The organism is Halodesulfurarchaeum sp. HSR-GB, assembly GCF_031432215.1.
Classification (GTDB): Archaea; Halobacteriota; Halobacteria; order Halobacteriales; family Halobacteriaceae; genus Halodesulfurarchaeum.
The window spans coordinates 1905681-1931561 of sequence record NZ_JAVKGN010000001.1 but is presented as its reverse complement, the minus strand read 5'-3'; the positions used below and the strand labels follow the sequence as shown (position 1 = coordinate 1931561).

21 protein-coding genes are annotated in these 25881 nt (G+C 65.8%); 14 read left to right on the top strand and 7 right to left on the bottom strand.

Annotated features, from left to right (window positions below):
• The first annotated feature begins 27 nt into the window (after positions 1-27).
• Positions 28-1152, top strand: a complete 1125-nt coding sequence (locus RH831_RS10260) for a DUF63 family protein (protein WP_310554075.1) — start codon at positions 28-30, stop codon at positions 1150-1152.
• On the opposite strand, the gene RH831_RS10255 is transcribed toward RH831_RS10260, so the two are convergent.
• Positions 1149-2849 carry a YcaO-like family protein gene (locus tag RH831_RS10255; RefSeq protein ID WP_310554074.1) on the bottom strand — a complete coding sequence of 567 codons (1701 nt, stop codon included), beginning with the start codon at positions 2847-2849 and terminating at the stop codon, positions 1149-1151. The two genes, RH831_RS10260 and RH831_RS10255, sit on opposite strands and share 4 nt — an antisense overlap.
• Before the next feature lie 134 nt (positions 2850-2983).
• Between RH831_RS10255 and glyA the strand changes: the two genes are divergently transcribed.
• Positions 2984-4231 (top strand): serine hydroxymethyltransferase, encoded by a 1248-nt coding sequence (gene glyA / locus RH831_RS10250; protein WP_310554073.1) that lies wholly within the window; start codon positions 2984-2986, stop codon positions 4229-4231.
• Here the strand turns inward: glyA and RH831_RS10245 are convergent, their stop codons facing one another.
• Entirely contained in the window at positions 4232-4954 is a 723-nt protein-coding gene (locus RH831_RS10245) for a hypothetical protein (RefSeq protein ID WP_071932815.1), read from the bottom strand.
• 392 nt (positions 4955-5346) lie between these two features.
• On the opposite strand from RH831_RS10245, the gene RH831_RS10240 reads away from it, so the two are divergent.
• Positions 5347-5625 carry a PadR family transcriptional regulator gene (locus tag RH831_RS10240; protein ID WP_070364604.1) on the top strand — a complete coding sequence of 93 codons (279 nt, stop codon included), beginning with the start codon at positions 5347-5349 and terminating at the stop codon, positions 5623-5625.
• A gap of 1 nt (position 5626) precedes the next feature.
• On the opposite strand, the gene RH831_RS10235 is transcribed toward RH831_RS10240, so the two are convergent.
• Positions 5627-6787, bottom strand: coding sequence for an AI-2E family transporter (locus RH831_RS10235; protein WP_070364605.1), 1161 nt, complete (start codon positions 6785-6787; stop codon positions 5627-5629).
• A gap of 40 nt (positions 6788-6827) precedes the next feature.
• Complete coding sequence (locus tag RH831_RS10230; RefSeq protein WP_310554072.1) at positions 6828-7148, bottom strand: hypothetical protein; 321 nt, start codon at positions 7146-7148, stop codon at positions 6828-6830.
• Between the two features lie 97 nt (positions 7149-7245).
• Here RH831_RS10230 and RH831_RS10225 point away from each other — a divergent pair, with 97 nt between their 5' ends.
• The 7 genes from RH831_RS10225 to RH831_RS10195 are packed head-to-tail and all read left to right on the top strand — an operon-like array spanning position 7246 to position 16501.
• The gene (locus RH831_RS10225; protein WP_310554071.1) at positions 7246-8160 is read left to right on the top strand and encodes an A/G-specific adenine glycosylase; all 915 of its coding nucleotides are present in this window, start codon (positions 7246-7248) and stop codon (positions 8158-8160) included.
• Between the two features lie 40 nt (positions 8161-8200).
• The gene (locus tag RH831_RS10220) at positions 8201-8779 is read left to right on the top strand and encodes an NADPH-dependent FMN reductase (RefSeq protein ID WP_310554070.1); all 579 of its coding nucleotides are present in this window, start codon (positions 8201-8203) and stop codon (positions 8777-8779) included.
• A gap of 39 nt (positions 8780-8818) precedes the next feature.
• Entirely contained in the window at positions 8819-9406 is a 588-nt protein-coding gene (locus RH831_RS10215) for a thymidine kinase (RefSeq protein WP_310554069.1), read from the top strand.
• Positions 9407-9456: 50 nt separating this feature from the next.
• Positions 9457-11610, top strand: a complete 2154-nt coding sequence (locus RH831_RS10210) for an OB-fold nucleic acid binding domain-containing protein (protein ID WP_310554068.1) — start codon at positions 9457-9459, stop codon at positions 11608-11610.
• 37 nt (positions 11611-11647) lie between these two features.
• On the top strand, positions 11648-13288 hold the full coding sequence (locus RH831_RS10205) for a tRNA uridine(34) 5-carboxymethylaminomethyl modification radical SAM/GNAT enzyme Elp3 (RefSeq protein WP_310554067.1): 1641 nt from the start codon (positions 11648-11650) through the stop codon (positions 13286-13288).
• 49 nt (positions 13289-13337) lie between these two features.
• Positions 13338-15437, top strand: a complete 2100-nt coding sequence (rqcH, locus tag RH831_RS10200; RefSeq protein WP_070364612.1) for a ribosome rescue protein RqcH — start codon at positions 13338-13340, stop codon at positions 15435-15437.
• A complete protein-coding gene (locus RH831_RS10195; protein ID WP_310554066.1) occupies positions 15437-16501 on the top strand; it encodes an mRNA surveillance protein pelota in 1065 nt (354 codons plus the stop codon). The genes rqcH and RH831_RS10195 overlap by 1 nt, the downstream gene beginning before the upstream one ends.
• Here RH831_RS10195 and RH831_RS10190 read toward each other — a convergent pair whose 3' ends face one another.
• Positions 16502-17233, bottom strand: a complete 732-nt coding sequence (locus tag RH831_RS10190; RefSeq protein ID WP_310554065.1) for an MBL fold metallo-hydrolase — start codon at positions 17231-17233, stop codon at positions 16502-16504.
• A gap of 88 nt (positions 17234-17321) precedes the next feature.
• Here RH831_RS10190 and RH831_RS10185 point away from each other — a divergent pair, with 88 nt between their 5' ends.
• From RH831_RS10185 to RH831_RS10170, 4 genes are all read left to right on the top strand, one after another.
• A complete protein-coding gene (locus RH831_RS10185) occupies positions 17322-20027 on the top strand; it encodes an ATP-dependent helicase (RefSeq protein ID WP_310554064.1) in 2706 nt (901 codons plus the stop codon).
• Between the two features lie 82 nt (positions 20028-20109).
• On the top strand, positions 20110-20415 hold the full coding sequence (locus RH831_RS10180; protein WP_310554063.1) for a hypothetical protein: 306 nt from the start codon (positions 20110-20112) through the stop codon (positions 20413-20415).
• 19 nt (positions 20416-20434) lie between these two features.
• Positions 20435-20794 (top strand): hypothetical protein, encoded by a 360-nt coding sequence (locus RH831_RS10175; RefSeq protein ID WP_310554062.1) that lies wholly within the window; start codon positions 20435-20437, stop codon positions 20792-20794.
• Positions 20795-20835: 41 nt separating this feature from the next.
• A complete protein-coding gene (locus tag RH831_RS10170; protein ID WP_310554061.1) occupies positions 20836-21345 on the top strand; it encodes a TspO/MBR family protein in 510 nt (169 codons plus the stop codon).
• A 10-nt stretch (positions 21346-21355) separates the two neighbouring features.
• Here the strand turns inward: RH831_RS10170 and RH831_RS10165 are convergent, their stop codons facing one another.
• A complete protein-coding gene (locus RH831_RS10165; RefSeq protein WP_310554060.1) occupies positions 21356-23149 on the bottom strand; it encodes a PAS domain S-box protein in 1794 nt (597 codons plus the stop codon).
• Between the two features lie 78 nt (positions 23150-23227).
• Entirely contained in the window at positions 23228-25855 is a 2628-nt protein-coding gene (locus tag RH831_RS10160; protein WP_310554059.1) for an AAA domain-containing protein, read from the bottom strand.
• Positions 25856-25881 lie beyond the last annotated feature (26 nt).

The window sequence follows — 25881 nt, the reverse complement described above, 5'->3', positions numbered from 1 at the left end:
ACGGTCGCTTTGCCCATCCCAGCACAGATGGCATTCCCGAGCACGCAGGTTGAACGTCTCTGGACCGGGGCCGTCGGGACGATACTGGCAGTCCTGGTCGGTGGCTCCGTGCTCTTCCCGGAGCGGGTCTACGGCGGCTTCGTGTGGCAGTACTTCTGGGGCCCGGTTGCTGCCGACGCCCACGGCGCCCAGGCGGCCGCCTACAACGGCGGCGATCCGATCTTCTTCGATTCGGTGGCCGGCGCTTCCGGGGTCGCCGGGCCGATAGCGTACCCGGGGTACACAATCGTCTCCGAGATCGGATACGCGATTACGCTTCTCGTCGCGCTTGCCGGGATCGTCTTCCTGCTCGACCGGCTTGACTTCGAGGAGCGGCCACAGCTCATCTATCCGCTGCTCCCGTTCATGCTATTCGGGGGCGCGCTTCGGGTCGTCGAGGACGCACACGACACGCTCGCGGTCGGGGCCGGACTCATCGAGTTCCCCCTGATCGCGCTTTTCATCAGCCCGTTCATCTACGTCACCGTCTTCGTCCTCGCCATGGCCGCCCTGCTCGTGAGTCTCCGGCTCCGGAATCAGGGACACACCGACTCCTTCGAGTGGCCCCTTTTCGGGTTCGGGAGCGGCATGCTGGTGCTCTCACTCGGGTATCTCCTCTATCTCTCCGTGACGCAACCGCAGGTCGAGTTCCACCCGGCCTTCACGATTCTCACGATGGGCGGCGCGACGCTGATCGCCGTCCTCGGGTGGTGGGCACTCAGGAAGTACGTTCCTGCGGTGGCCGATGGCACGCCAGTCGTGGGCGCGGTCATCCTCTGGGCGCACGCCGTCGATGGCGTCGCGAACGTCCTCGGCATCGACTGGGGCGCGGAACTCGGCCTCGCCGCCGACATGGTGCCCAAACACCCCGCGAACCGCGCGATCATCGACCTCACCGTGGCCATCGTCCCCGAGGGAATCACCGCGGTCATCGGGGTGGCCTGGGGCTTTCTCCTCGTCAAGATCGTCGCCGCGACGATCGTGACCTGGCTCTTCGACGAACAGATGATCACCGAGGGGCCACGCTTCAGCACGCTGCTTTTGATCGCCGTGGTCGCCGTCGGCCTGGGTCCCGGCGTTCGGGACATGCTTCGGGCGACCTTCGGCGTCTAGGGATAGGGGTGGAACGCCCGGTCTAGTTGCGGTTCGAAGCCGAGATCCGCTGGCACGGTCCTGGCGCGCTCGCCGAACACGGGTTCGTCCACGAAGAGCGGCTGGGCCGCCGGCGAGAGGACCCGAACCGCCGTGAACCCGAGCCGGTCGACGTCGCGGGGTGTGATCGGTGCCGCGTAGACCGATAGTCCGGCACCCTCGACCCGTTCGAGCAGGGCATCGAGCTCATTGTGACCCGAGAGCTCCTCGTCCGGCCCGACAGTCTCGGCCGGCACCGTCTCGGCAGGCTCCAGGAGCGACGCTGCCTCGCCCGGGGCCCTCGCGTAGGCCCCGATCTCGCCGGTGGCGTCTTCGGCCTCGTCAGGGCCGAGGCCCCGGAGTTCCATCCAGTTCTGGAGCGCCTCGGAAAGCGCGTCGACGGCGGCAGCCTCGGCATCCAGGTCCGCCGCCGAACCCAGCGCGAACCGTGGGAACTCCTCGCGATGGACGGCGACCGCGACGACCGGCACGTCCACGTCCTGGGTGACCAGAAGCGGCGTCACGGTGAGGCCCTCCCCGCGGGCCCGCCGGACCATCGTTTCGAAGTCCGGGTCGGTCACTTTCAGGCCCAGCGGCTCGAAGCTGGAGTACCACGCGAGCATGGTGGCGTCCCGCTCGATTACCTCGTAGAGCCCGGACCGAACCGCCTCGACGCCACCGTTCCCCAGTCCCAATCCGGTCGTGATGGCCTGGCCGAGCCGGTTCTCCGGCGGCGGGAAGTGGACCAGATCGGCGGGCAGCGAGACCGAACTGTCCGCGAGCAAGTCACGGCCCGGCACGACTGGGATCTCCTCGTCCTCGCCAGGTGAGTGCTCGACGCTGACGAACGACTCGGGGGCCGGCCCGTCGATCGACGCGACCGGCTCTAGCGAGAAGTCTCGCTCCCGGTAGATCGCCGCGCTGTACCGTTCCAGTGACTCCCCGAGGGCCTTCATGAACGCGCCGTCCCAGGTGGGCGCGACCCCCGCAGCCCGATCCGGGGCCGCCCCGTCGCTGAAGCCGGTGGTGTCGGTCACCGACGCGAGGTAGTACGGGAGCGGGAACGAATCGTGTTCGCCCACCCAGGGGACCAGTCCGAGCCGGTCGTCCACGGCGGATTCGGCGTGTTCGATCGATTCCTCGAGGCTCCGGTCCACGACGTCGAGTTCGAGTTCGTGCTCCCGCTCGGGGGCGTGTGCACAGCCCGGAACTGGAAGCAGCGAGCGCTCGGCGTACGGCACTTCCAGGACGACACCAGCAACCTGCGAGCCGGAGAGGGCCTGGAGGGCCTGCATGCCGGCAAACGAGCCGGCCAGCCGGACCGCAGAGCGGTCGGCTGTGGGCTCTTCGGCCTCGGGGACGTCGTTCGCCGCGACCCGGGTCTGTAGACATTCGAAGCAGACATAGCCGGGCTGGAAGGTCGTGATCGCCGCGGAGAGCCCTTCGACCGGGACGCCGCCGATCCCGCCGACCTCCACCCCGATCCAGGGCGTCTCCGAGTCGACGGCGTACTCGTTCACCGTCTCGAAGCCCTCGCTGCCAGCCAGCCCGACCACGATCCCCAGGTCCGCGGCCGGCAGGTCGTCGATCGACCCGCGGACGACCGACACGTCCGCGTCCTCGAGCATCGCTGCTGCGCCCTCGACGGCCGGTCCCTCGCCGGTCAGCAGGACGGCCATTGCGGTCCCTCCTGAGTTCGGTTCATGGACAGTTCGAAAGCGACCAGCGGCAAAAGGGTAGTGGGTTCCCCGACCAGTCGCCGAATCTTACACCGGTAGACAGACTTACAAAGTGTGGCGTGTGGATGGTTGGTATGGACTTCGATCCCGTCCGATCCAGCGATCCGAAAGTGGCCGACGCCCTCGAGGGCGAGACGACCCGACAGCAGGATACACTCGCGATGATCGCCAGCGAGAATCACGCCTCGGAGGCCGTCCTCGCCGCCCAGGGCAGCGCCCTCACCAACAAGTACGCCGAGGGCTATCCGGGCAAGCGCTACTACGGTGGGTGTGAGAACGCCGACACCGTCGAGGAACTCGCCCGCGAGCGAGCGAAGGAACTCTGGGGAGCGGACCACGCAAACGTGCAGCCCCACGCCGGAACCCAGGCCAACATGGCCGTGTACTTCAGCGTGCTCGAACCCGGTGACAAGATCCTCTCCCTGGATCTGGAACATGGCGGTCACCTCAGCCACGGACACCCGGTCAACTTCTCGGGCAGCCTCTACGAGGTCGAACAGTACGAGATGGACCCCGAGACGGGTCGCATCGACTACGAGGGACTCGATGAACACGCCCGCGAGTTCGAACCCGACATCATCGTCTCCGGGTACTCGGCTTACCCCCGGGTCGTCGACTGGGAGCGCGTGCAGGAGACCGCCGACGCCGTCGACGCCTATCATCTGGCGGACATGGCCCACATTACCGGCCTGGTCGCCGCCGGCGTCCACGACAACCCCGTCGGGATCGCCGACTTCGTCACCGGATCGACACACAAGACGATCCGCGCCGGTCGTGGCGGCATGATCCTCACCGACGAGGAGTACGCCGACGTGATCGACCGGACCGTGTTCCCGGGGATCCAGGGCGGCCCGCTCATGCACAACATCGCCGGGAAGGCAGTTGGCTTCGGCGAGGCCCTGGAGCCCGAGTTCGACGAGCACATCGAGCAGGTCGTCGCCAACGCTCGCGCCCTGGGCGAGAGCATGCAGGAGCAGGGCTTCTCGCTGGTCTCCGGCGGCACCGACACGCATCTGATCCTGGTCGACCTCCGGGAGTCCCACCCCGAGGTTACCGGGAACGACGCCGCAGAGGCCCTCGAAGAAGCGGGCATCGTCCTGAACGCGAACACCGTTCCGGGGGAAACCCGCTCGGCGAAAGAGCCCTCGGGAATCCGTATTGGATCGCCGGCGCTCACCACCCGTGGGTTCGAGGAGGCAGAGATGCGCGAGGTCGGCCAGCTGATCGGGCGGGTCATCGACAACATCGACGATGCGAGCGTCATCGAGGAGGTCGCCGCGGAGGTCGACCGGCTTACCGACGATCACCCGCTCTACGAGTAGCTACGTGACGGCGCCGAGCGCCTCGTCGACGGCCTGCAGGTCCCCATCACCGTTCGCGAGGTAGTCTCCGAGGCTCCTAGCTGCCGCCAATAACCGCTCTCCTTCTGCCGGATCGATCGAGCCATCCAGAGCCCTGATCCGGCGAACGTGACTGTCGAGGCGTTCGAGGTAGCTATCCACGTCTCGATCGGCGTCGGTCCCATCGAGCCAGGTCTTGAGCCCGTCGTGATAGTCCCGGATCGCGTCCGCCACGCCGAGTCCGCGGGGGCCGATCATCGATTCGGGAACCGCCGACGCCGGGGGGCGTCGCCCCTCGCTCGCGGCTTCGAACAGCGCCGTCACGTACTCCCGGTCGACGGTCTCGCCGTCGATCCCGGTGGGTGTGGCTCGGTCCAGGAGGGCCGCGACGTGTCGGATCTCGTGGGCCGCGACGTAGGTCGCGGAGAGTGGCTGTAGCTCGCCGGCGTTGATGAACCCCCGCCGGTGGACGTAGGTCCGTGCGGTTTCCGCCGCGGCGTCGCCGGCCGCCCGGTCGTCCCCGTCCGCCAGTGCGTCGATGGCGGCCGTGAGATCGAGGTCGGCCGGCCGATCCGTGTGGAGCGCACGATCGGAAATCCCGACGCTGTAGAGACTCCCACATGCCGGACACGCGGGGCTCCCCGTCTCGTAGTACGACCACTGGGTGCCACAGTCCTTGCACTCGCGGATCCCCCGTACCTCCATACACAACCCTTCGGAAGCGGGAACCAAAGGCCTCGCGGTCAATGCGGTTGAAAGCCAGTTTCGTCTGGCGGTAGATTTATGGCCCCGGACCCAAATGTGCAACCTGACGCTTCGCTTTGGAGGGCCGAAGCGTCAGCGGGGACCAACTCAGGGCGGCAGCGGGACCGGTTTTCGGTCCCGCTTCCACTTTTGACACGGAGCCGCGGCTCTGGTTTTGAGCCCGAACGGTGAACTGGATTGTGTACCGAGAAATGTGAGAGTGTTACCAGAGAAGTACCGCTCTCTTTCGGTGACCTTTCAGATCACAGTCATTCCTGTCGACGCCCACGACGGCGGGGTTGAGCCAATATACTTATACTACCCTGGCAAATACCCTGTATCAGGGTTCACACATGTACGACTTAACGGGCTTTCAGCGAGACCTCCTGTACGTGGTCGCCGGCCTCGACGATCCACACGGCCTCGCGATCAAGGACGAACTCGAACAGTACTACGAGTCGGAGATCCACCACGGCCGGCTCTATCCCAACCTCGATACGCTGGTCGAGAAGGGACTCATCGACAAGGGCGAACGCGACCAGCGGACGAACTACTACACGGTCACTCGTCGAGGCCGCCGGGAGATTCAGGCTCGCCGGGAGTGGGAACTGGATTACGTCGACCTGGAGTAGCTTACCCGGCCGATTCTTCGGTCTCTTCTGGCTCGTCTCTCTCGTTTTCGCCTTCCGGTTCCGGTGGGGCCAGCGGGTCGGGCACCGTCTCCGGCTGTATCGGCGCGCCGGCGAGCAACTCCGGCAACACGAGTGCGACAAAGTGCACCAGCAGTACCAGGAGCATCGGGCCGAGGAAGAGGCCATACCACCCGAAGAGGAGCGGGCCGAAGATGTACGCGAGCATCACCATCCCCAGGTGGAGGTTCCGCCCCGAGACGTAGGGTCGGAGCACCAGGTCCGGGATCACGTCCACGACGACGAATGAGACCACGACGAAGGCGATCGTAAACCAGAGAACTGCAGGCATGCCAGCAGTCGTCACGAGGAGGTAGATCGCCACGGGGACGTAGATGAGTTTCATGCCGATGACCGGGATCAGGCTCGCGATCCCCGTGAGCAATCCGAGCAACGTGGGATACGGCAGCGAAACGGCTGCGGGCGAGATATAGTTGAGCGCGGTGTAGGAGATCGATCCGATGATCCCGGTGAGGATGGCGTTGAGGATGTTCCCGAAGAAGATGTTCGAGAAGTCCCGATCCACCCGGGTCATGTAGGCCTCCATGACTCCCTCAGTGTCGGAAAATCGTAGTCGCCACCAGTCAGCCAGTCGATTGTCGTCACGGAGCAGGTAGAAAGCGAGAATGACGATCACGACCAGATGCAACGCACCCGTGCCGAAGAACCCGATGTAGGTGGCGGCTTCGCGCAGTAGCGTCCGGATCCCCTCGATCGCGTTCTCCTGGGTGATGATGGTGGCCGGGTCGAAGATCACAGAGGAGATATCGAAGTACGGTTGCAGGAGTGATTCTAGCGGGACGAGGGACAGTTCGCCGGACTCGAGGAGCCGGTTTAACTCCTGCATCGCGAGTGCGATCGTGTAGAAGGCGAGCAACAGGACCGGGATCGCGATCGCGACCAGGGAGACCGCTGCCGAGACCGAGCGCTGTTTGATAATTCGCCGCAGGCGACGGTGGATCGGCCTGGTCGCATAGTAGACGAAGATGCCGAAGACAAAGGTCCCGAGAAACGAGTAGAGGAGGTAGACGACGAGCGCCCCGAGTGCCAGGGCGATGGCCCACCACCCGAGTCGGTCGCGATCGAGGGGGCGAACCGTGTTCATGCCTCACCCAGGAGCGCGAGCCCAAAAACCTCTCGGCCGACTAGAACTGGTATCGGCGGTCGTCTTCGTTGCTCGTGGGATTCGTGCCCCCGGTCATCTCCTCGTAGGTCATCCCGGAGAGGTATTCGTCGTAGGTCACGTCGTAGGTCCCCCGGAGGTGAAAGTCGAGTTTTCCGGTCTCGGTCGTGGACTGGAAGAGCATGTGGATGCCGCGTCTGACCAGCGTGGCCGGGTCGTCCTCTTCGAAGGCGGCCTGGAGCATGGCGAGTTCCATCTTGCTCTCGCCGTCGAGGGTGATTTCGGCGTCATCGAGTGCTGCATAGGCTGATTCGACGTCTGCGGTGAGTTCCGAGAGGCTCATGGCCCTCTCTCGCGGCCCGACGGAAAAACACCTTTTGGACCCGACCACTGCCGCCATCAGGGCCCTTTCAAAGCCCGGCCGAGTAGGATCGCTGTCGATGTCACCGGCGCTGTCCCTGTCGGCCGCAGAGCGCGAGGCGGTGCAGACGGCCCTGCTGTCGTGGTACGAGGCCGATCACCGGGAGTTCCCCTGGCGGGAGCGGGAGGACCCCTACGCAATTTTGGTCTCCGAGGTGATGAGCCAGCAGACCCAACTCGACCGCATCGTCGACCCCTGGGCGGCCTTTCTCGACCGCTGGCCCACTGTCGAGGCGCTCGCTGACGCCGACCGGGCCGACGTGGTCGCGTTCTGGAGCGACCACCGGCTGGGCTACAACAACCGGGCCCGCTACCTGCAGGAGGCCGCCGAACAGATTTGCTCCGAGTTCGACGGGGCGTTCCCAAAGGATCCGGACGCCCTCGAATCGCTGATGGGCGTCGGGCCCTACACCGCCACCGCGGTCGCCTCCTTCGCCTTTGACACCGGTGGCGCGGTGGTCGATACGAACGTCAAACGGGTGCTCCATCGCGCCTTCGAGGTGCCCGACGACGAGGCGGCTTTCGAGGCGGCCGCTGACGAACTCCTTCCTGCGGATTCGGCCGGCCAGTGGAACAACGCGATCATGGAACTCGGCGGGGTGGCCTGCGAGAAGACCCCGCGGTGTGACGAGGCCGGTTGTCCCTGGCGAGAGTGGTGTCACGCGTACCAGACCGGGGACTTCACCGCCCCCGACGTCCCCACCCAACCGAGCTTCGAGGGAAGCCGCCGGCAGTTCCGTGGGCGAATCATCCGTCTCCTTGGCGAACACGACGAGATGGACCTGGACACGCTTGGGCATCGAATTCGCGTGGACTACACACCCGACGGCGAGCAGGGACGCGCGTGGCTGCGTGGCCTGGTCGATGATCTGATCGAGGACGGGCTGGTATCGATAGACACGGACGGGCAGCCGACGGTGCAGTTACGACGGTAGTCCCCACGGGTTTACTTGTGACCGCCGCCTTGGCACGGACATGTCACCGTCCATCGGCGCGATCGTCGGCAGCCTCAGGGAGGAAAGTGTCACCCGGGTGGGCCTGGAGCGATCCCTCGATGCCGCCGCGGCCGCCGGCGCCAACACCGCGCTGCTCGATCTTCGAACCTACGACCTGCCGGTCTACGACGCGGACCATCGGGACGTCGGCGACGCCGAGGCGCTTCGGGCCGAAATCCAGGCCCTGGACGCGGTGCTTCTCGGAACGCCGGTCTATCATGGCTCCTACTCCGCCCCGCTGAAAAACGCCCTCGACTACTGTGGCTTCGACGAGTTCGAGCACACGACCGTGGGTCTGCTGGCAGTCGCCGGTGGCGGATTTCCGCTGCCGGCCCTCGATCACCTGCGGGGCGTGCTCCGTGCGCTTGACGCCTGGGTCCTGCCCTTTCAGGCGGCGATTCCGGACTCCCACGAGGCGCTGTCGGACGGTCGGCTGGTCGATCCCGAAATCGAGGAGCGCCTGGATACACTCGGGCGGCGGATCGTCGAGTACGCCAACATCGAACCGGATCCGATCAGCTTCGAGGGGAAGCACAACGTCGGCGGCGATCTCTCGTGAACGAACGGGTTTTTGTCCACCCGTAGCCGCAGTTCGACCATGCGAGCGATCAGGGAAAACGGGTGGGTCGAGGTCATTTCCGGCTCGATGTTCTCGGGGAAGACCGAGGAACTCCTGCGACGGCTCCGCCGCGCGGAGATCGCCGGCCAGGAGGTCGTGGCGTTCACGCCGGCGGTGGACGACCGCTACGGGCAGGCCGAACTCGGGTCCCACGCCGGGCACACCTGGGAGGCGACTGTCGTGGACAACACGCCCGAGGGGGTCCACTCGATTCCCGACCGGCTCGACGGTGCCTCGGTCGTGGCCATCGACGAGGCGAACTTCTTCCCCGTGGAACTGGTCGCGGTCGCAAACGATCTCGCGACCGCCGGTCGCCGCGTGATCGTCAGCGGGACCGATCAGACCTACCGAGGCGAACCCTTCGAGCCGCTGGGGCAGCTCATGGCGACCGCCGAGTACGTCGACAAGCTCCGGGCGATCTGTGCAGTCTGTGGCGAGCCGGCCACCCGCAATCAGCGCCTGGTCGATGGCGAACCCGCACACGTCGACGAGCCGACGATCGTGGTGGGTGCCGATGAGTCCTATCAGGCGCGGTGTCGAAGCTGCCACGAGGTCCGAACGGACTGAACGGGCTTTCGACAAGCGTTTAGGAGTCCGGTGGTATCAATCTACTACAAATGGGTACGTGTGTTATCTGTGGGTCCCCTGCTGACGGAGACGTCTGTAGCACGCACGAGGAGGACGTGTTCTTCGAGTTTCGTGGTCAGCATCCGAACCAGTTGACGCCGAATCGCTACTACCGCGGCACCGTCGATGGCTTCGCCGAGTTCGGCGTCTTCGTCGATATCGGACCCGTGACTGGGCTGCTACACCGCAGTGAGATCCCCAAACGACTGGAATCGCTCGACTGGGACGCCGGCGAGACCGTCTTCGTACAGGTCCTGGACGTTCATGACAACGGCAACATCGACCTCGGCTGGTCGCTCCGCCAGGAGCCCCGGGAGTTCCGCGGCCGGCTGATCGACGACCCCGACCTGGGCGCGCCCGTCCTGCCGGAGAAAGCCGACGGCGAGGACGACACCGAGGAACCGGACTCCGAAGACGAGCGTGGCGAGCCGTCCGCTGTCGACCGCGACGATTCGGAGCCGAGCACGACTGACGGTGGCCAGGCGAAGAGCGCCCCGCCAGTCGAGTCGAACGACGCGGACGCCGAAGCGGTCGACGAGACGGAGCCGACTGGTGAGGAGACCGGCACGGATGCGGCCGAAGAATCGGACACGGCACAGGTCGAAGACTCGGACACCGAGTCGACTGCAGACGAGGAGGAACCCGCTCGCGTCCCGGTCGTCGATCTTGACGCGGCGCTGGACGAGACAGTTGTCGTCGAGGGCACGGTCTCGAACGTGAGACAGACCGCCGGGCCGACAGTCTTCCAGGTCGAGGACGAGACGGGCGTCGTGGACTGTGCGGCCTTCGAGGAGGCCGGCGTTCGAGCCTACCCGGCCGTCGAAGTCGATGACGTGGTTCGAATCGTCGGCATCGTAGAAGAGCACCGTGGGGACGTTCAGGTCGAGACCGAGGAGCTGTCGGTCCTTGAGGGGCCGGCAGCCGACCGCGTGGCCGACCGTCGCGAGACGGCCCTGGCCGAGCGAGCCGAACCCACGTCCACGACCCTGCTGGTCGAGGACCCATCTGTCGCCGCCGTCCAAGACGATCTGGTTGACGCGGCGACGACGATCCGACGGGCCGTCATCGAGTCCCGTCCGGTCGTCATTCGACACACGGCAACCCTCGAAGGCTACGTCGGCGGCACGGCCCTGGAACGGGCGCTGCTCCCGTTGATCCGGGAGGAACACGCCGAAGCCGGCGCGGAGTATCACTACGTCGACCGCCGTCCGCTCTCGGATCCGATCTACGACGTGGAAGCCGCGACCAGCGACGTGACCGACATGCTGGAGGCCGCGGACCGCCACGACGAGACTCAGCCGCTTTTCGTCCTGGTCGATGCCGGCTCGACGGTCGAATCCGTTGATGGTCTCTCGCTGCTCTCGATCTACGACGCCGGCAGCGTCGTGGTCGATGGCGGCTACGCCGACGCCGACGCGACCGACACCGCGGACGTGCTCGTGAGCCCGACCGCTGCGGGCGGAAGCCCCCTCTCGACTGGCGTGCTGGGCTCGCACCTGGCCGCCCTCGTCAACGACGCGGTCCGCGAGGACCTCGCGCACCTGCCGGCGACGAGTTTCTGGACCGAGCCGCCCGAGATCTACGCCGACCTGGCCAGCGATGCTGGATACGATCTGGAGACGACCACGGACATCCGCAACGCGGTGGCCCTGGAGGCCTTTTACCAGTCCTACGAGGACAAGCGCGAACTCATCAGCGACCTGTTCTGGGCCGAGGACAACGCCGCGCTCGCCACGCCGCTCAGCGAGCAGTTCGAGACGAAGTTGGAGACCGAACTCGCGACCGCTCGCCCCCACCTCGAACGCCGCGAGGACGACGGCGTGCAGATCGACGTGCTCGACGTGGCCGAGTACACCCACCGCTATGACTTCCCGCCGACCGAACTCCTGCTGGCGGAACTCCACCGCCGGGAGGCAGAAGCGTCCGGCCCGATGGTGACCATCGCGCTCGACGAGGACGAACTGTTCCTCGAGCGCTCGACCGCACTCGACGTTCGAGCCATCGGCGAGGCCGTTGCCGACCGCGTTCCGGGCGGCGGCGTGACTCCCCGGGGCGGCCGGGACGGTCGCATCGAGTTCCTCTCGGGCCGCCGCGAGGCGGTTCTGGAGGCCGTGATCGAGGAAGTCTCGGTCTGGCTGGGCTGAACGACACCCTTTTTGGCGACTCTCCGCTGGGACGGATATGGACGCGGAGGGCGAGCGACGGTTCGAGCGGGCCTGCCGGGACGTCGTCACTCGGATTCTCGACGGCGAGGTCGACCGTGACGACGTCGAACAGGCGAAACTGGCGGCCTGTGGCGAGCATAGCTCGCCGAAAGTCCCGACCAACGGCGATCTGCTGGCGGCCGCGCCTGACGGCACGCGGGACGAACTCGAACCGGTCCTCCGCCGGAAACCGGTCCGGACCGCCTCCGGCGTGACCCCGGTCGCGGTCATGACCAGCCCCGAGCCCTGCCCCCACGGAAAGTGCCTGTACTGCCCGGGTGGGCCGGCTTCGGAGTTCTCCTCCGCCCAGAGTTACACCGGCCACGAGCCCGCAGCGGCCCGAGCCGAGCAGAACGACTATGACCCGTACGGCCAGGTTCGACTCCGACTGGCTCAGTTGCGACACATCGGTCACCCGGTCGACAAGGTGGAACTCATCGTGATGGGCGGGACGATGACCGCTCGCGATCCGGCGTATCAGGAGTGGTTCGTCAAGCGGGCACTCCAGGCGATGAACGAGTTCGATCCGGAGAACCCACCGGCCGCCACCGAGGGTGAGAGTTTCGCACAGGACCCCGAGGACGCGACCGAGGCAGACCTGGAGACGGTCATCCGGGAGAACGAGACGGCCGCGGTGCGCAACGTGGCGACGACCTTCGAGACCAAGCCGGACTGGGTCGGCCCGGAACAGATCGACCGCATGCTTGCGCTCGGCGTGACGAAAGTCGAAGTGGGCGTGCAGACCACCTTCGAGGCCGTCAACCGCGAGATGCATCGGGGCCACGGCGTCCAGGACGCCATCGACGCCGGGCGGCGGTTGCGGGACGCCGGCTTCAAGGTCGGCTTTCACCTCATGCCGGGCCAGCCGGGGACCTCCGTGGCGATGGCCAGAGAGGACGCCAGACGCCTTTTCGCCGACCAGCGCTTCCGGCCGGACTACCTCAAGATCTATCCCACACTCGTAGTCCGGGGCACCCGGATATATGACATGTGGCGTCGGGACGAGTACGACCCGCTCACGAACGAGCAGGCCGCCGAACTGGTCGCCGAGATCAAGGCCGAGTTGCCGCCGTACGTCCGCCTCCAGCGCGTCCAGCGGGACATTCCGGCGGATTTCATCGAGGCGGGGGTCTGGAAGTCGAACCTGCGACAGCTAGCCCGAAAACGCATGGCCGATCACGGCTGGGAGTGTGACTGCGTGCGCTGTCGCGAGGTGGGGATGAACGACGCGGAACCCACTGGGGTCACCCTCGACGTCCAGACCTACGAGGCCGGGGATGGGACCGAGCACTTCATCAGCTTCGAGGATCCGGATGCGGACCTGCTCGTTGGCTTTACGCGGTTGCGGTTCCCGGGCGCGCCACGCCGCGAGGAACTGGCCGATGCGGCCCTGATCCGGGAATTGCACGTCTACGGGGACGAAGTCGGACTGGGCGACACCGAGGGCGGCTTCCAGCACCAGGGGTACGGGCGGAAACTCCTCCAGAAAGCCGAGTCGCTGGCTCGCGAGGCGGGCTACGAGAAACTCGTCGTGATCGCCGGCATCGGGGCCCGGGAGTACTACCGGGCACACCTGGGGTACGAGCGGGACGGCCCCTACGTGAGCAAACCGCTCTGAGTCCCGGTCGACCGATGCTCCTATCCCGTCGGTCCAACTCCTTGTGACCATGGAACCGAAGCGGGAGGTCACGAGTGTCGGGCTCGTCGCCCTGGTGGGCGAACTCGGGGCCTACACCGGCGCGACCGTGGACAAGGCCTATCTCTATGCGGACGGACTCGTGCGGCTCAAGATGCGGGACTACGACCGCGGTCGCATCGAACTCTTGATCCAGGTCGGCGAGCGCAAACGCGTCCACGTCACCGAACCGGAGTTCGTGCCAGCGGCGCCGGACCGGCCGCCGAACTTCGCGAAGATGCTGCGTAACCGGATCGCCGGGGCCGACCTGGCGTCGGTCTCCCAGCACGGCTTCGACCGGATCCTGGAGTTCGAGTTCCGTCGCGGGGATGCTGATACCACTATCGTCGCGGAACTGTTCGGCGAGGGGAACCTGGCGGTGCTCGACGAGAGTGGCGCGGTAATCGACTCGCTCTCGACGGTGCGGCTCCGTTCGCGGACGGTCGCGCCGGGCGCGCAGTACGGCTTCCCGGAGAGCCGGATCAACCCTCTGGAGATGGACTACGAGACGTTTGCCGCGACCATGGCCGACTCGGACACCGACCTGGTCCGAACCATGGCGACCCAGCTCAACTTCGGTGGCACGTACGGCGAGGAACTCTGTACGCGGGCCGGCGTCGAGAAGACCTTGGACATCACCGAGGCGGGCGAGACGGAGTACCGCCGGCTCTACGCGGAGATGACCGACCTGCTCGACCGGCTCCGAGAAGGAGACACCGACCCCCGTGTCTACCGCGAGGACGGGGTAGTCGTAGACGTGACCCCCGTCCCGCTAGAGGAGTACGCCGACCTGGAGGCCGAGGCCTACGACACCTTCAACGCGGCCCTCGATGCTTACTTCCGGGCGCTCGAAGACCGGGAAGACGAGCCCGAGACCGGCGAGTCGAGTGGGCCGGAGTTCGACGCCGAGATCGAGAAGCGAGAGCGCATCATCGAACAGCAGGAACAGGCCATCGAGGACTTCGAGCGACGGGCCGAGGCCGAGCGGGAGAAGGCCCAGGCACTCTATGCGAATTACGACTTCGTCGACGAGATCATCCGGACGGTTCGGGAGGCCCGGGAATCCGGACACGGGTGGGCCGAGATCGAATCCCGGCTGGCCGACGGGGCCGAGGCCGGAATCGAGGCTGCAGCCGCGGTGACCGGCATCGACGAGTCTGAGGGAATGATCCGAATCGATCTGGACGATCACGAGATTCCCCTGGACCCTCGATCCGGGGTCGAGAAGAACGCTGACCGGCTCTACACCGGGGCCAAGGAGATCGAATCCAAACGGGACGGCGCGTTAGAAGCCATCGAGGACACGCGAGCGGAACTCGCCGCCCTGAAGGAGCGCAAAGCGGACTATACGGAAGATTCCTCCGAGAAAGAGGACGAAACGCCCGCCGCGGAGGTTGACTGGTTGGCTCGCGAGTCGATCCCCATCCGACGCCCCGAGATGTGGTATGACCGGTTCCGGTCGTTCCGGACCAGCGACGGCTTTCTGGTGCTTGGCGGTCGAAACGCCGAGCAGAACGAGGAACTGGTCGCGAAGTACATGGAACATGCCGATCGCTTCTTCCACACCCAGGCCCACGGCGGCCCGGCGACGATTCTCAAGACGAGCGATCCCAGCGAGCCCACGAAGGACATCGAGGTACCAGAGCGGAGTCTCCGCGAAGCCGCGCAGTTCGCGGTCACCTACTCCACGGTCTGGAAGCAGGGCCAGTACAGCGGCGACGTCTACATGGTCTCCGGCGACCAGGTCTCGAAGACTCCCGAAAGCGGCGAGTACCTGGAGAAGGGTGGCTTCGCGATCCGCGGCGACCGGACCTACTTCGATGATACGCCTGTCGGGGCCGCCGTCGGCATTTCCTGTGAGCCCGAAACGCGGGTCCTCGGGGGCCCACCCGAACCGATCGAGGCCCAGACCGAGACCTCGATCCGGATCGAACCGGGCCGGTACGCCCAGGGCGACGTCGCAAAACGGATCTACCGGGAGTTCCGCGAGCGTTTTGCCGACACCACTCTCGTGCGGAAGGTCGCGAGCCCGGACGAGATTCAGAAGTTCATGCCGCCCGGGACGAGTCGCATCAGCGAGGGTGAGGAGTAATGCACGTCCGGGAGTGGTCGACTCGCGAGGCCGGCCGCGAGGCGGTCAGCCTGGTGCCCGAGAGTCTCGATGACCTCTGGCATCTCACCTACGTCATCGAACCCGGTGATCTGGTCTCCGGGGACACCCACCGACGCATCCAGCGCAACGAGGAGCACATGCGTGACACCGGTGGCGAGCGCGAACACATGCACGTCACCCTCGAGGTCGAGGACGTGGACTTCCACAAGTTCTCGAACCGGCTTCGGGTGGGTGGGACGATCGTGGATTGCTCCCGGGAGGACCAACTCGGCCTCCATCACACCCTGAACCTGGAGGAACACGACACGATCGAGATCGAGAAGATCTGGCAGCCCGACCAGCGCGAACGGATCGAGGAGGCAGAGGAAGCCACCGATCAGCCCACGGTCGCTATCGCCACCGTCGCGGAGGGCGAAGCCCACGTCCACACGGTGGCCCAGTACGGCGTCGATGAGTACGTCTCGCTCACGAGCACCACCGGCAAGGGCGAGTACACCGGCGGCCGCGAGGAACTCTTCGAGGAGTTGGCCGACGCGCTCGGGCACCTCGACGCCGACGCGATCATCCTCGCCGGCCCGGGGTTTACGAAACAGGACGCCCTCGAACACATTCAGGCCCACCCCGCGGTCACCGAAACGGTTTCGGTCGTCGACACCAGCGCGGCCGGCGGGCGTGGCGTCCACGAGGTGCTCAAGCGCGGGGCCGTCGCGGACGTCCGCCGCGAGACCCGGATCGCCGAGGAGTCTGCGGCGATCGACGAACTCACCGATCGGATGGCCGGGGACGGCGCGGCCGCCTACGGCATCGACGCCGTCGAGACCGCGACCGAGTACGGGGCCGTCGAGAACCTCCTGATTCTGGACGAACGACTCCGCCAGGAGCGGGCCGGAGAGGGCGACTGGGCCCTGGACGTGAACGAACTGATCCAGCAGGTCGAGCGTCAGGGCGGGGATATCACCGTCTTCTCACACGAGTTTCAGCCCGGTGAACAGCTCCGCAACCTCGGTGGGGTCGCGGCGCTGCTGCGCTACCCGATCGAGTGATCAGACACCGATCTGCATGCCGTCCGCGGCGATCTGTACCTCGCCGTCGAATCGCGACTCGATCGTCTCGATCATCTCCTGGTGCCTGCCCACTGTCTGTGGATAGAGGTGGGTGAGATAGACCCGATCGAGGGCCGCCCCATCGAGGACCTGAGCCAGTTTCGTGGGTGTGGTGTGGGCGTCCTGCTCCACGCTGTCGGGGAACGAGCAGTCGTGGACGAGCACCGAGCCGACCTCGGCGAAACTGATCAGGCCCTGGAACTCCCTGGTGTCGCCGGTGATCGTCACCTGGTCCTCGAAGCGATAGGCCAGGCCGTCCATCGAGTGTCGGGTCGGGGTGGCGGTCACATCGAACCCGGCGACAGTCCACGCCCCGGCCTCGATTTCCCGGACCGCGTAGTTGAGCCGCCCGCGCAGGTACTCGTGGGCGTCGAGCAAGTCCTCCACGAGGGCGTTCGTCCCCGGTGGGCCGACGACCGTGATCGACTCCTCGCCGGCCAGCCACCGGGCCTTGTAGAGCGCCAGGAGATCCGAGACGTGATCCAGATGGAGGTGGGTCAAAAGCACGGTGTCGACCCCTTCGTAGCCGATGTCCGTTTCGGCCAGCCGGCCAAGCACCCCGCTGCCGACATCCACGAGCAGCCGCCGCTCACCATCGGTCACGAGGATTCCCGACTGCGCCCGGCCCGGGGTGGGCATCGCGGCGCCAGTCCCGAGAACGGTGAGTTGCATGGTGGATGGGGGTGGTCCGACGGGGAAAACGGTTGGGGCCACCAGGTGCCAACAGCTACAACCCGCCGGCCTGCATAGGCCCCAACGAATGGTCACGGAGACGCCCGACTCCGTCCCGGACCCCGAAGCGGTCCCCGATGGGGACCTGTTGCAGTCCCTCGAACCGGCGGTTCGGGAGTGGTGGATCGACCAGTTCGGTGATTCTGTCGGGCAGAACGGCGGTTTTTTCACGCCGCCACAGCGGGAGGCAATCCCCCAGATCGCCGCGGGCGAGCACACGCTCATCGCGAGTCCGACTGGCTCGGGGAAGACACTCGCCTCGTTCACGGCGATCATCAACGAGTTGTTCGTCCGGGAGCGATCTGCGGGCCTCGAAAACACGGTCTACTGCCTGTACATCTCACCGCTGAAGTCACTGGCAAACGACATCCATCGCAACCTGACCGAACCCCTGGAGGGGATTGCCGCGCGGCGGGCCGAACAGGGCGAGGAGCCCTCCGTGATCCGACACGCGATCAGACACGGCGACACCGAGCAGGCCGCCCGGCAGGCCATGCTCGATGAGACCCCACACATCCTCAACACCACGCCGGAGACCCTGGCGATCCTGCTCAACTCCCCGAAGTTCAAGGAGAAACTCCGGACGGTCGAGTACGTGATCGTCGACGAGATTCACAGCCTCGCGGCCAACAAACGGGGCACTCATCTCTCGGTGAGCCTGGAGCGACTGGAGACACTCGCGGACACGGCCCCGACCCGGATCGGCTGTTCGGCCACGGTCGAACCACTCGATACGATCGGGGCCTTTCTGGGCGGCTCCGAGGACGGCGAGCCACGCGACGTTGAACTGGTCGACACCCGGTTCATGCGGGACTATGACCTCGAACTGCACACGCCGGCGGCGGACCTGGTCGAAACCCCGCGATCGGTCGTTCGCGAACGGTTCTACGACCGGCTCGCGACGTTGATCGACGACCACGACAGCACGCTCGTGTTCACGAACACCCGTTCGGGGGCCGAACGCGTGCTCGAAAACCTCCGGGAGCGGGGGGCCGTGGACGAGGAACATTCGGGGGCTCATCACGGCTCGCTCTCGAAGGAGCGACGCCAGGCGGTCGAGAGCGCGTTGAAGGAGGGGACCCTGGACGTGGTGACCACCTCGACGAGCCTGGAACTCGGCATCGACATGCCACACATCGATCTCGTGGTGCAGGTCGGCTCGCCGAAGTCGGTCGCCTCGCTCCTCCAACGGGTGGGACGCGCCGGTCACCAGCTCGGCGAGACGGTCACGGGGCGGGTGTTCGCACTCGATCTCCAGGAGTTGATCGAGTGTACGGTCATGCTCGAGCGGGCCAACGCGGGCTTTGTCGACCGCATCCGAGTCCCCGAGCGCGCCCAGGACGTCGCCGCCCAGCACGTCTATGGGATGGCGATCAACGGGCCGCGCCCGCTTCAGGAGGTCGAGGAGACACTCCGCCGGGCCTACCCCTATCGGGACTACACCGACGCGGAGTTCGCCCACCTGCTCAGATACCTCCGGGCCGAGTACGACGGGCTAGAGGACCGCAACGTCTACGCGAAGATCTGGGTCGACGAGAACGACCCCCCCGACGGCGAGCATCACTATCCGGAGTACCCGGTCGGCACCAGATTGATCGGCAAGCGGGGTCGGCTGGCCCGGATGATCTACATGACCAACCTCGGGACGATCCCGGATTCCTTTTCCTGTGACGTGTTCGTCCGGAGCGACGACCAGTGGGTCGGTGACCTCGACGAGGACTATCTCGACACGCTCGATCCGGGTGACGTCTTCGTCCTCGGGGGCCAGCGGTACGAGTATCGCTATCGCCGGGGATCGAAGGTGTACGTCGATCGGACGAGCGAGCGGGCGACGGTCCCCTCGTGGTACTCCGAGCGCCTGCCCCGGTCCTTCGATCTGGGGGCCGAGATCGCGGCCTTTCAGGATCGGCTCACTTCGCTTCGGGCGGACGGGATGGCCGCTCTCAGACGGGCGCTCCGGGACCTCCCCATCGACGAGGAGAGCGTGCGAGCACTCTCACGGACAGTCGACAGGCAGATCGCCTACGCCGGGCCCGAGAGTGTGAGCACCACCGATCGGATCGTCGTCGAACACGTCACCGACCGGGCTGACTATCGCCGTCGCTACTACGTGCGAGTTCCCTACGGCCGGCAGGTGAACGATGGCCTCTCACGGATTTTGGCTCACAAGGTCGCGAACTCCGCCACCGCGAACGTGACCATCGCGGTCGACGACACCGGCTTCGTCCTCTCGATGCCGCTCAATCGCAAGGTCGACGTGGTGGGGCTGCTCGAAGGGCTCGACCCGGACCGGGCCCGCGAGCACCTCGAAGCGAGCCTGGTTGGGACTGATCTACGCGAGCGGTACTTCCGCATCAACGCGACCCGCTCCCTGATGATTCTCAAGCGGTACAAGGGCCACGAGAAGTCCGCCAGTCGGCAGCAGGTCTCCGCGGAGATGCTGCTTGGCTTTGCCGAGGACCTGTCGGATTTCGTGGTCCTCACGGAGACCAACCGGGAGATCGTCGAGGACAAACTCGATTTCGGACATATCAAGGAACTCCTCGGACGAATCCAGGCGGGTGAACTCACCGTGGTCCCGAGGACACTCGACTCGCCCAGTCCCCTCTCCTTCGGCCTGGCGACGCTTTCGGCCAGCGACGTGGTTCTCGCCGAAGACGAGGACGCCGCCCTCCGGGCCTTTCACGACCGAGTCACCGAGGCGATCGAGGGGGCGTCGGCCGGCGAGGACTAGGGCTGCTGCTGGCACCTGCCGTCGGTTCTCACTCGCTGAGAAATATCGGCCTGGCTATATGTTTTCCGAGCCGATTTCTCGTATGGTCTCCGAAATCACGTTCTTCGAGTTGCACCTGGATGGCACACAGATCGGCGGCGAAGGGGTGGACGAATCCCCGACACAGACCACGGCCAGACCCGCCACCGAGTCAGCATCGGAGTCCCGGTCCCGATCCCGACTGCCGTCCCGGCGCGGATTCGCCCTTGGGGCAGTCGCGCTGGCAGTCACCGGAGCCCTCCTCGGCGTGCTTGCCTGGCGTCGCCGATCACGCGACGAGTCGGCAGACGACACAGAAACGGGAGCCGTGATCGAGGGCACGGACCTCGAAGCGATCGGCTCGGAGTAAGCCCGGGCACACCACACACGTGACCACGAAATCCCTTGGATTGGCGCTGGCCGCCGCTGTGGCTGGTTTCCTGCTGGTTGGGGTGGCTGTCACCGCCGTTACCGGTCGGTGGGTCGAGTTTTCGGTCTTTCTGGGGCTGCCAGCCGGTCTGGTCGCTGGCGCGTTGCTCGGGGCTGCCGCGTACGTCGGGCTCGAATCGCCGTCCCCACAGCGGAACGCTGTCGCCGGCGGGTTCGTCGCGTTCGCCCTGGGATTTCTCCTGGGCTTCCTCATTCTTGCCGGGGTCTTCCGCGTCGGCGTCACGACCGCACTGGGGGTCGCAGTCGTCCTTGGCCTCGCTGTCGGGCTGGTGGAAGTTCGCCGCCGGCGAACTGGCTAAGTGGGGCGTACGTATTTCGGGCCAGGGTTCGAAATGACTCTATGAGATCTAACTCAGGACTGCCGGGATTCGCTCGCGATCGACCCGGTCTCGCGCTTGGGCTCTCGATTCTCGCCGTCGAACTCGTCGGCGCGTCCGGGGCGATCTTCACTGCCCAGGGGCTCGGCGAGTGGTACAGCAGCCTCGTCCGCCCGGCTATCGCCCCGCCGAACTGGGTTTTCGGCCCGGTCTGGACGGCCCTCTTCGCCCTCATGGGCGTCGCCGTCTGGCTCGTCTGGCGGCAGGCCCCGACCGATCCGGACGGCGCGAAACTCGCGATCGGTGTGTTCGTCGTCCATTTCATCTTCAACCTTGGCTGGTCGGCGGTCTTCTTCGGACAGCAGGCCCTCGGAGCCGGGTTGCTCGTCATCCTGGCCCTCTGGGTGCTCATCGTGACGACGATTATGGTCTTCGACCGGGTCGACCGGCGGGCTGCCCTCCTCCTGGTCCCCTACCTGCTCTGGGTCTCCTTCGCCACGTATCTCAACTACCAGTTCTGGGTGCTGAACTAGCCCGCCTCGCTCAGGCAAGTGGCAGTTCGACGGTGAACACCGCCCCCCGTGGGTCGTTGTCCTCGACCCGGACCGACCCTCCGTAGCGGTCGATCAGCGTCTCGACGAGATACAATCCCAGTCCGGTCCCCTCGCTATCCAGTCCCTGGACACCTTCCTCGAAGATTTCCGCTTTCTGCTCGTCCGGGACGCCCGGGCCGTTGTCGGCGACGGAGACGGCCACTGTCTTTTTACCAGCTGTCGTGGTCACGGTGACTTCGGGGAGCTCCTGATCGTTGTGGATGACCGCGTTCTGGAGCAGGTTCCGGAACACCGATTCGAGCAGATCGTCAACCAGTACGGATACCTCCGGAATCGAGCCTTCGACCTGAATCGCGGCGTGTTCGTGGTTCGAGCGGGCCGAGTCGATCGCTCCCTCCAGGACCGGGCCCAAGCGTGTCGGGGATCGATCCGCGTCGGATTGCATGAGTACTTCCGTTACGTCCCGGGCGGTCCGAGTGATCGCTACCGCGTCTTGTGCCGCGTTTTGCAGGGTGTGGAGGTGTCCGGATGCCGACTCCTCGACGGTATCGTGGAGGAGATCAGCGTACGCGAGCACCAACTGGAGATCGTTCCGGATGTCGTGGCGGACGATCTGGTTGAGGACCTCCAGATTGTCCCGCTGGGTCTCGATCCGTCGTTCGTAGGCCTTGAGTTCGGTGATGTCCCGGGCGTATCCGAGCACCGCGTCGTCGTCGCTCCCGGAGGGCTCGTAGGGGATCTTGGTCGTGTGAAACACGCGTGTCTCCCCGTCTGCGGTCACCAGTTCCTCCTCCGGAATTGTCTTTGGCTCGCCCGACTCGATGACCGCCAGGTCGTCCTCGCGGAACTCCTTTGGGTGCTTCTCGGTGAACAGGAGTTCCTGATCGGTCCGGCCGATGATCTCCTCGGCCGGGCGGCCATAGGCCGCACAGACCGCGTCGTTCACGAGGAGATACTCCCCGTCCCGATTTTTCACGAAGATCAGGTCCGGGACCAGGTCGATGACCTGCCGAAGCCTGTCGTGAGCGGCTTCGAGCGCCTGTTCGGCACGTTTCCGTTCGTCGATGTCCTGGTGAATCCCCACCGCCCGTTTTGGGTCCCCGTTCGCTCCCCGCTCCGTGATGTGCCCGATATCCCGGACCCACTTCCAGCCGCCATCGGCCGTCTGGAGTCGGTGTTCGGTGTCGATGTACGCCGCCTCGTCAGCGAGGTGGGCGTCGACCGCGTCCATCACTACCTCGCGATCCGCGGGATGAACGCGGGACTTCCAGGCGTCGAGGGAGGAATTGATTTCCGACGGCGAATACCCGAGCATCGTCGCCCACTGGTCGTTAAACTGGACCGTGTCGGTTTCCAGGTCCCAGTCCCAGACCCCCAGATCGGCGGCGTCGACGGCCAGTTCGAGTCGTTCCTTCAGGGACTCGACCTCGCGTTCGCGCTCTTTCCGATCCGAAATGTCCCTGACGTAGGCGACGAACGTTCCCTCCCCCAGCGAAACGGCGTCGAGTAACACGTCGATCAGGTGGCCGTCGGCGTGTTGGAGCTGGAGTTCGGTTCGAATACGGCCCGTATCCCGGATTCGCTGAAACGAGGGTGGGGTCACGCCCTCACTCGCGGAGAGATCCGAGACGGACATCGACAGGAGCTCGGATTCCGAGCAACCCACGAGCTCGCACGCAGCCGGGTTCACTTCGAGATACTCCCCGTCCTCGTCGACCACGAAGACCGCGACCGGGGATTTCTCGAAGTAGGTCTGATAGGATCTCCCCACAGCAGCGTCCATGGTCGTTTCTTGGACCGGAGTGGGCATAAAGGAGTGTGGCCGGAGCAAACACGTACTGTTGGGGAGTTGACTCGTCTGTCACTCTGCGGCTCGATCGGCCCAGTCGAGCATCCTCGCATATCGGTCACGACTTCCCAGCGCGGCCGGATCCCCGATCAGCACGAGTGCCTTCTTCGCCCGCGTGAGCGCCACGTTCATCCGTCGCTCGTCCTCGAACAGCGGTCCGTCGAGGCTCCCGGAGGCCACGAAGGAGACGAGCAGGATCTCGGTACTCGATCCCTGGAAGCGATCCACGGTGTCGACGGTCACGCCGTCGGGAACGAGCGGCTCGACCGTGGAGACCTGGGCCCGGAACGGAGCGATGATGCCCAGATCGTCCGGCTCAGCCCCGGCCGCCAGATACGCGGTCACGATCTCGGCGACCCGTTCTGCCTCGGCCGTGTCGGTATGGTCGGCGTTCGTGCCCTCGACCGGGACCAGCGTGACCCCATCGTACACGTCGGGGCGTGTTGGGTCAAGTCCCAGATCCCTAATGGTCTGGCCGGCGACCGAACCCGTGGCCGGACGGAGCTGGCCGTCGTAGAACTCCCGGGAGGCAAAGGCCTGGATTCGCTGGGACATGCGGTACTGGCGATCCAACATCACGGCCGCCTCCGGGTAGGTCTCGATGAGCCGCTGGAAAAGCGAGGTCGAGAGGTCGGCCCCCGACTGGACGACTGGCGGGAGCTGTTTGTGATCGCCGACGAGGACGAATTTTGCCCCCCGATTGATCGCCGCGAGGGTGTCCGGCTCGGTGAGTTGACTTGCCTCATCGACGACGACCACGTCGAAGGATTGTGAGCGCATCACCCGCGAGCCACACGAGGCCGTCGTCGCTGCCACCACCGGGGCGGATTCCAGCGCTGCGGCTCGCTCTGTTGGATCGCCAGCCGTATCGAGTCGGAGGTGGGCCATGTCCGAGCGAACCCCGGATTCGGTGCCCATCCGAATTGCGTCCTCGAACCCCTGGTCGACCAGCGCCGAGAGCGCGTTGTCCACGGCGCGATTGGTAAACGCAGAGAGCAATACCCGGTCGCCACGGTCGACGAGGGCCCGGATCAGCCGGGCGATCGTGTAGGTCTTTCCCGTGCCCGGGGGCCCGTGAATCAGCGCAAAGTCCTCGGCTCTGAGCGCCGTATTGATCGCCCGATTCTGGGCGGGGTTGTTGTCGATCAACTCGCGGGTGGGACCGCTGAAAGTCGGTGTGTCCCGCTCGAAGAGCAGATCACGACGGCGCGTCGGGCCCCGGAGGAGGGCGTCGTGAAGGGCGGTCAACATCCGGTCGACCGAGAACTCCGAGGGGTAGACGTCGAGTCGTCGGACCGAGAGTGGTTCGTCGGCCGTCAGGACGATCTCCCGGCCCAGTGACTCGACGACGGCCAACTCGGTGTGGCCGTCGATCGGGTCCCCGTCGCTCGCCAGGACGCGGTCTCCCTCCCGGATCTTCGAGACGGCTCCCGCCGGGCGCTCTGCGCGGAGCTCCCACCGGCCGTCCGGGAGTTGTGTTCGCCCAGCCGGCTCCAGATCGATGAGCGCCCGGTCGGCGTCTGCACGGGCCTGGGCGGACTGCTTCCAGAGCTTGGCGTACTCCTGGTGGATGGCCCGCCGTTCCGTCTCGATGGCGTCGTACTGGCGCTGGAAATACGTCCGCTCGGCCTCGGGCAAGGGGTCGCCGACGGACCCCGCCTTCGAGGGCTGGTCCAGCCGACCCGAGACCACCAGACAGGTGTCCTGCTCGAAGCAGTACTGACAAGTCGCATCGCCCTCGTAGCCGGTCGGAACCGACCGGTCGTGTTCCATGGCGGCGATCTCGTTGCGGGTCCGAAGCACGAATTTCGTAAGCCCGTCGCCGATCGAGAAGTCCTTGGCCGGCGAGAGGTCCCCCGTTTCCTCCTCCAGGGCGGCGTTTTTCGTGTAGAGCAACGTGCCCGTATCGACGACCACGCCTTGCTCTTCGAGTAGGAGTGCGTAGGACGCGGCCTGGATCTTGTCCTGGAACCGGGGGCTCCGGCTCGTGTTCTTCCCGGTCTTGAGTTCGACGGGGTTCCCCCGCCGGATGGCGTCACACCGTCCCTTGATGCCGTAGGTGTCACTCAGAAGCGTCACCTCCGATCGCCATCCGTCCTCGTCCAGTCGGCCCTGTGAGAGCCAGGTGTCGATCGCCGCGGCGTTCTGTTTGACCTCCTCGATTACCGCCTCGCGATCTCGGCCAAGCAAGCCCAGTTCCAGCCCCGCCTCGTCGACCCGCTTTTCGACTGCAGTGTCGAGGTCCTGCCCACGCAGGAGATCGCCGAAGACCTCGTGGACGATCGTCCCCTTGGTGACAGGATATTCGAGGGGCAGGCCGCCGATCTTGTTGAGATAGTAGAGCCGGGGACACTGTACCCAGGAGCGGATGTCGGTCACGTCGACGAGAAAGTCGGGTTCGACCACGACCGCAGATTCCTCGGTCGTCGCGAGTCCGTCTTCGGTCTCGGTCAGCGCCGTCACCGAAAGCTCCATCCCGGGTTCGAGGATCTCGGCCGTCTTCGTCCACTTCTTCCGGAGGGAGATAGAAACCGGGCCGTCGTCGGTCCGAATCCGGACCGTCGCCACGTCACGATCGCCCGAGTCAGTGCTGATCGTTTGCACCTCGCCAACGTCCAGTACCTCGCCCCGGCGGTTCACGGCCATTTTATCGCGGTCCGGGCCGA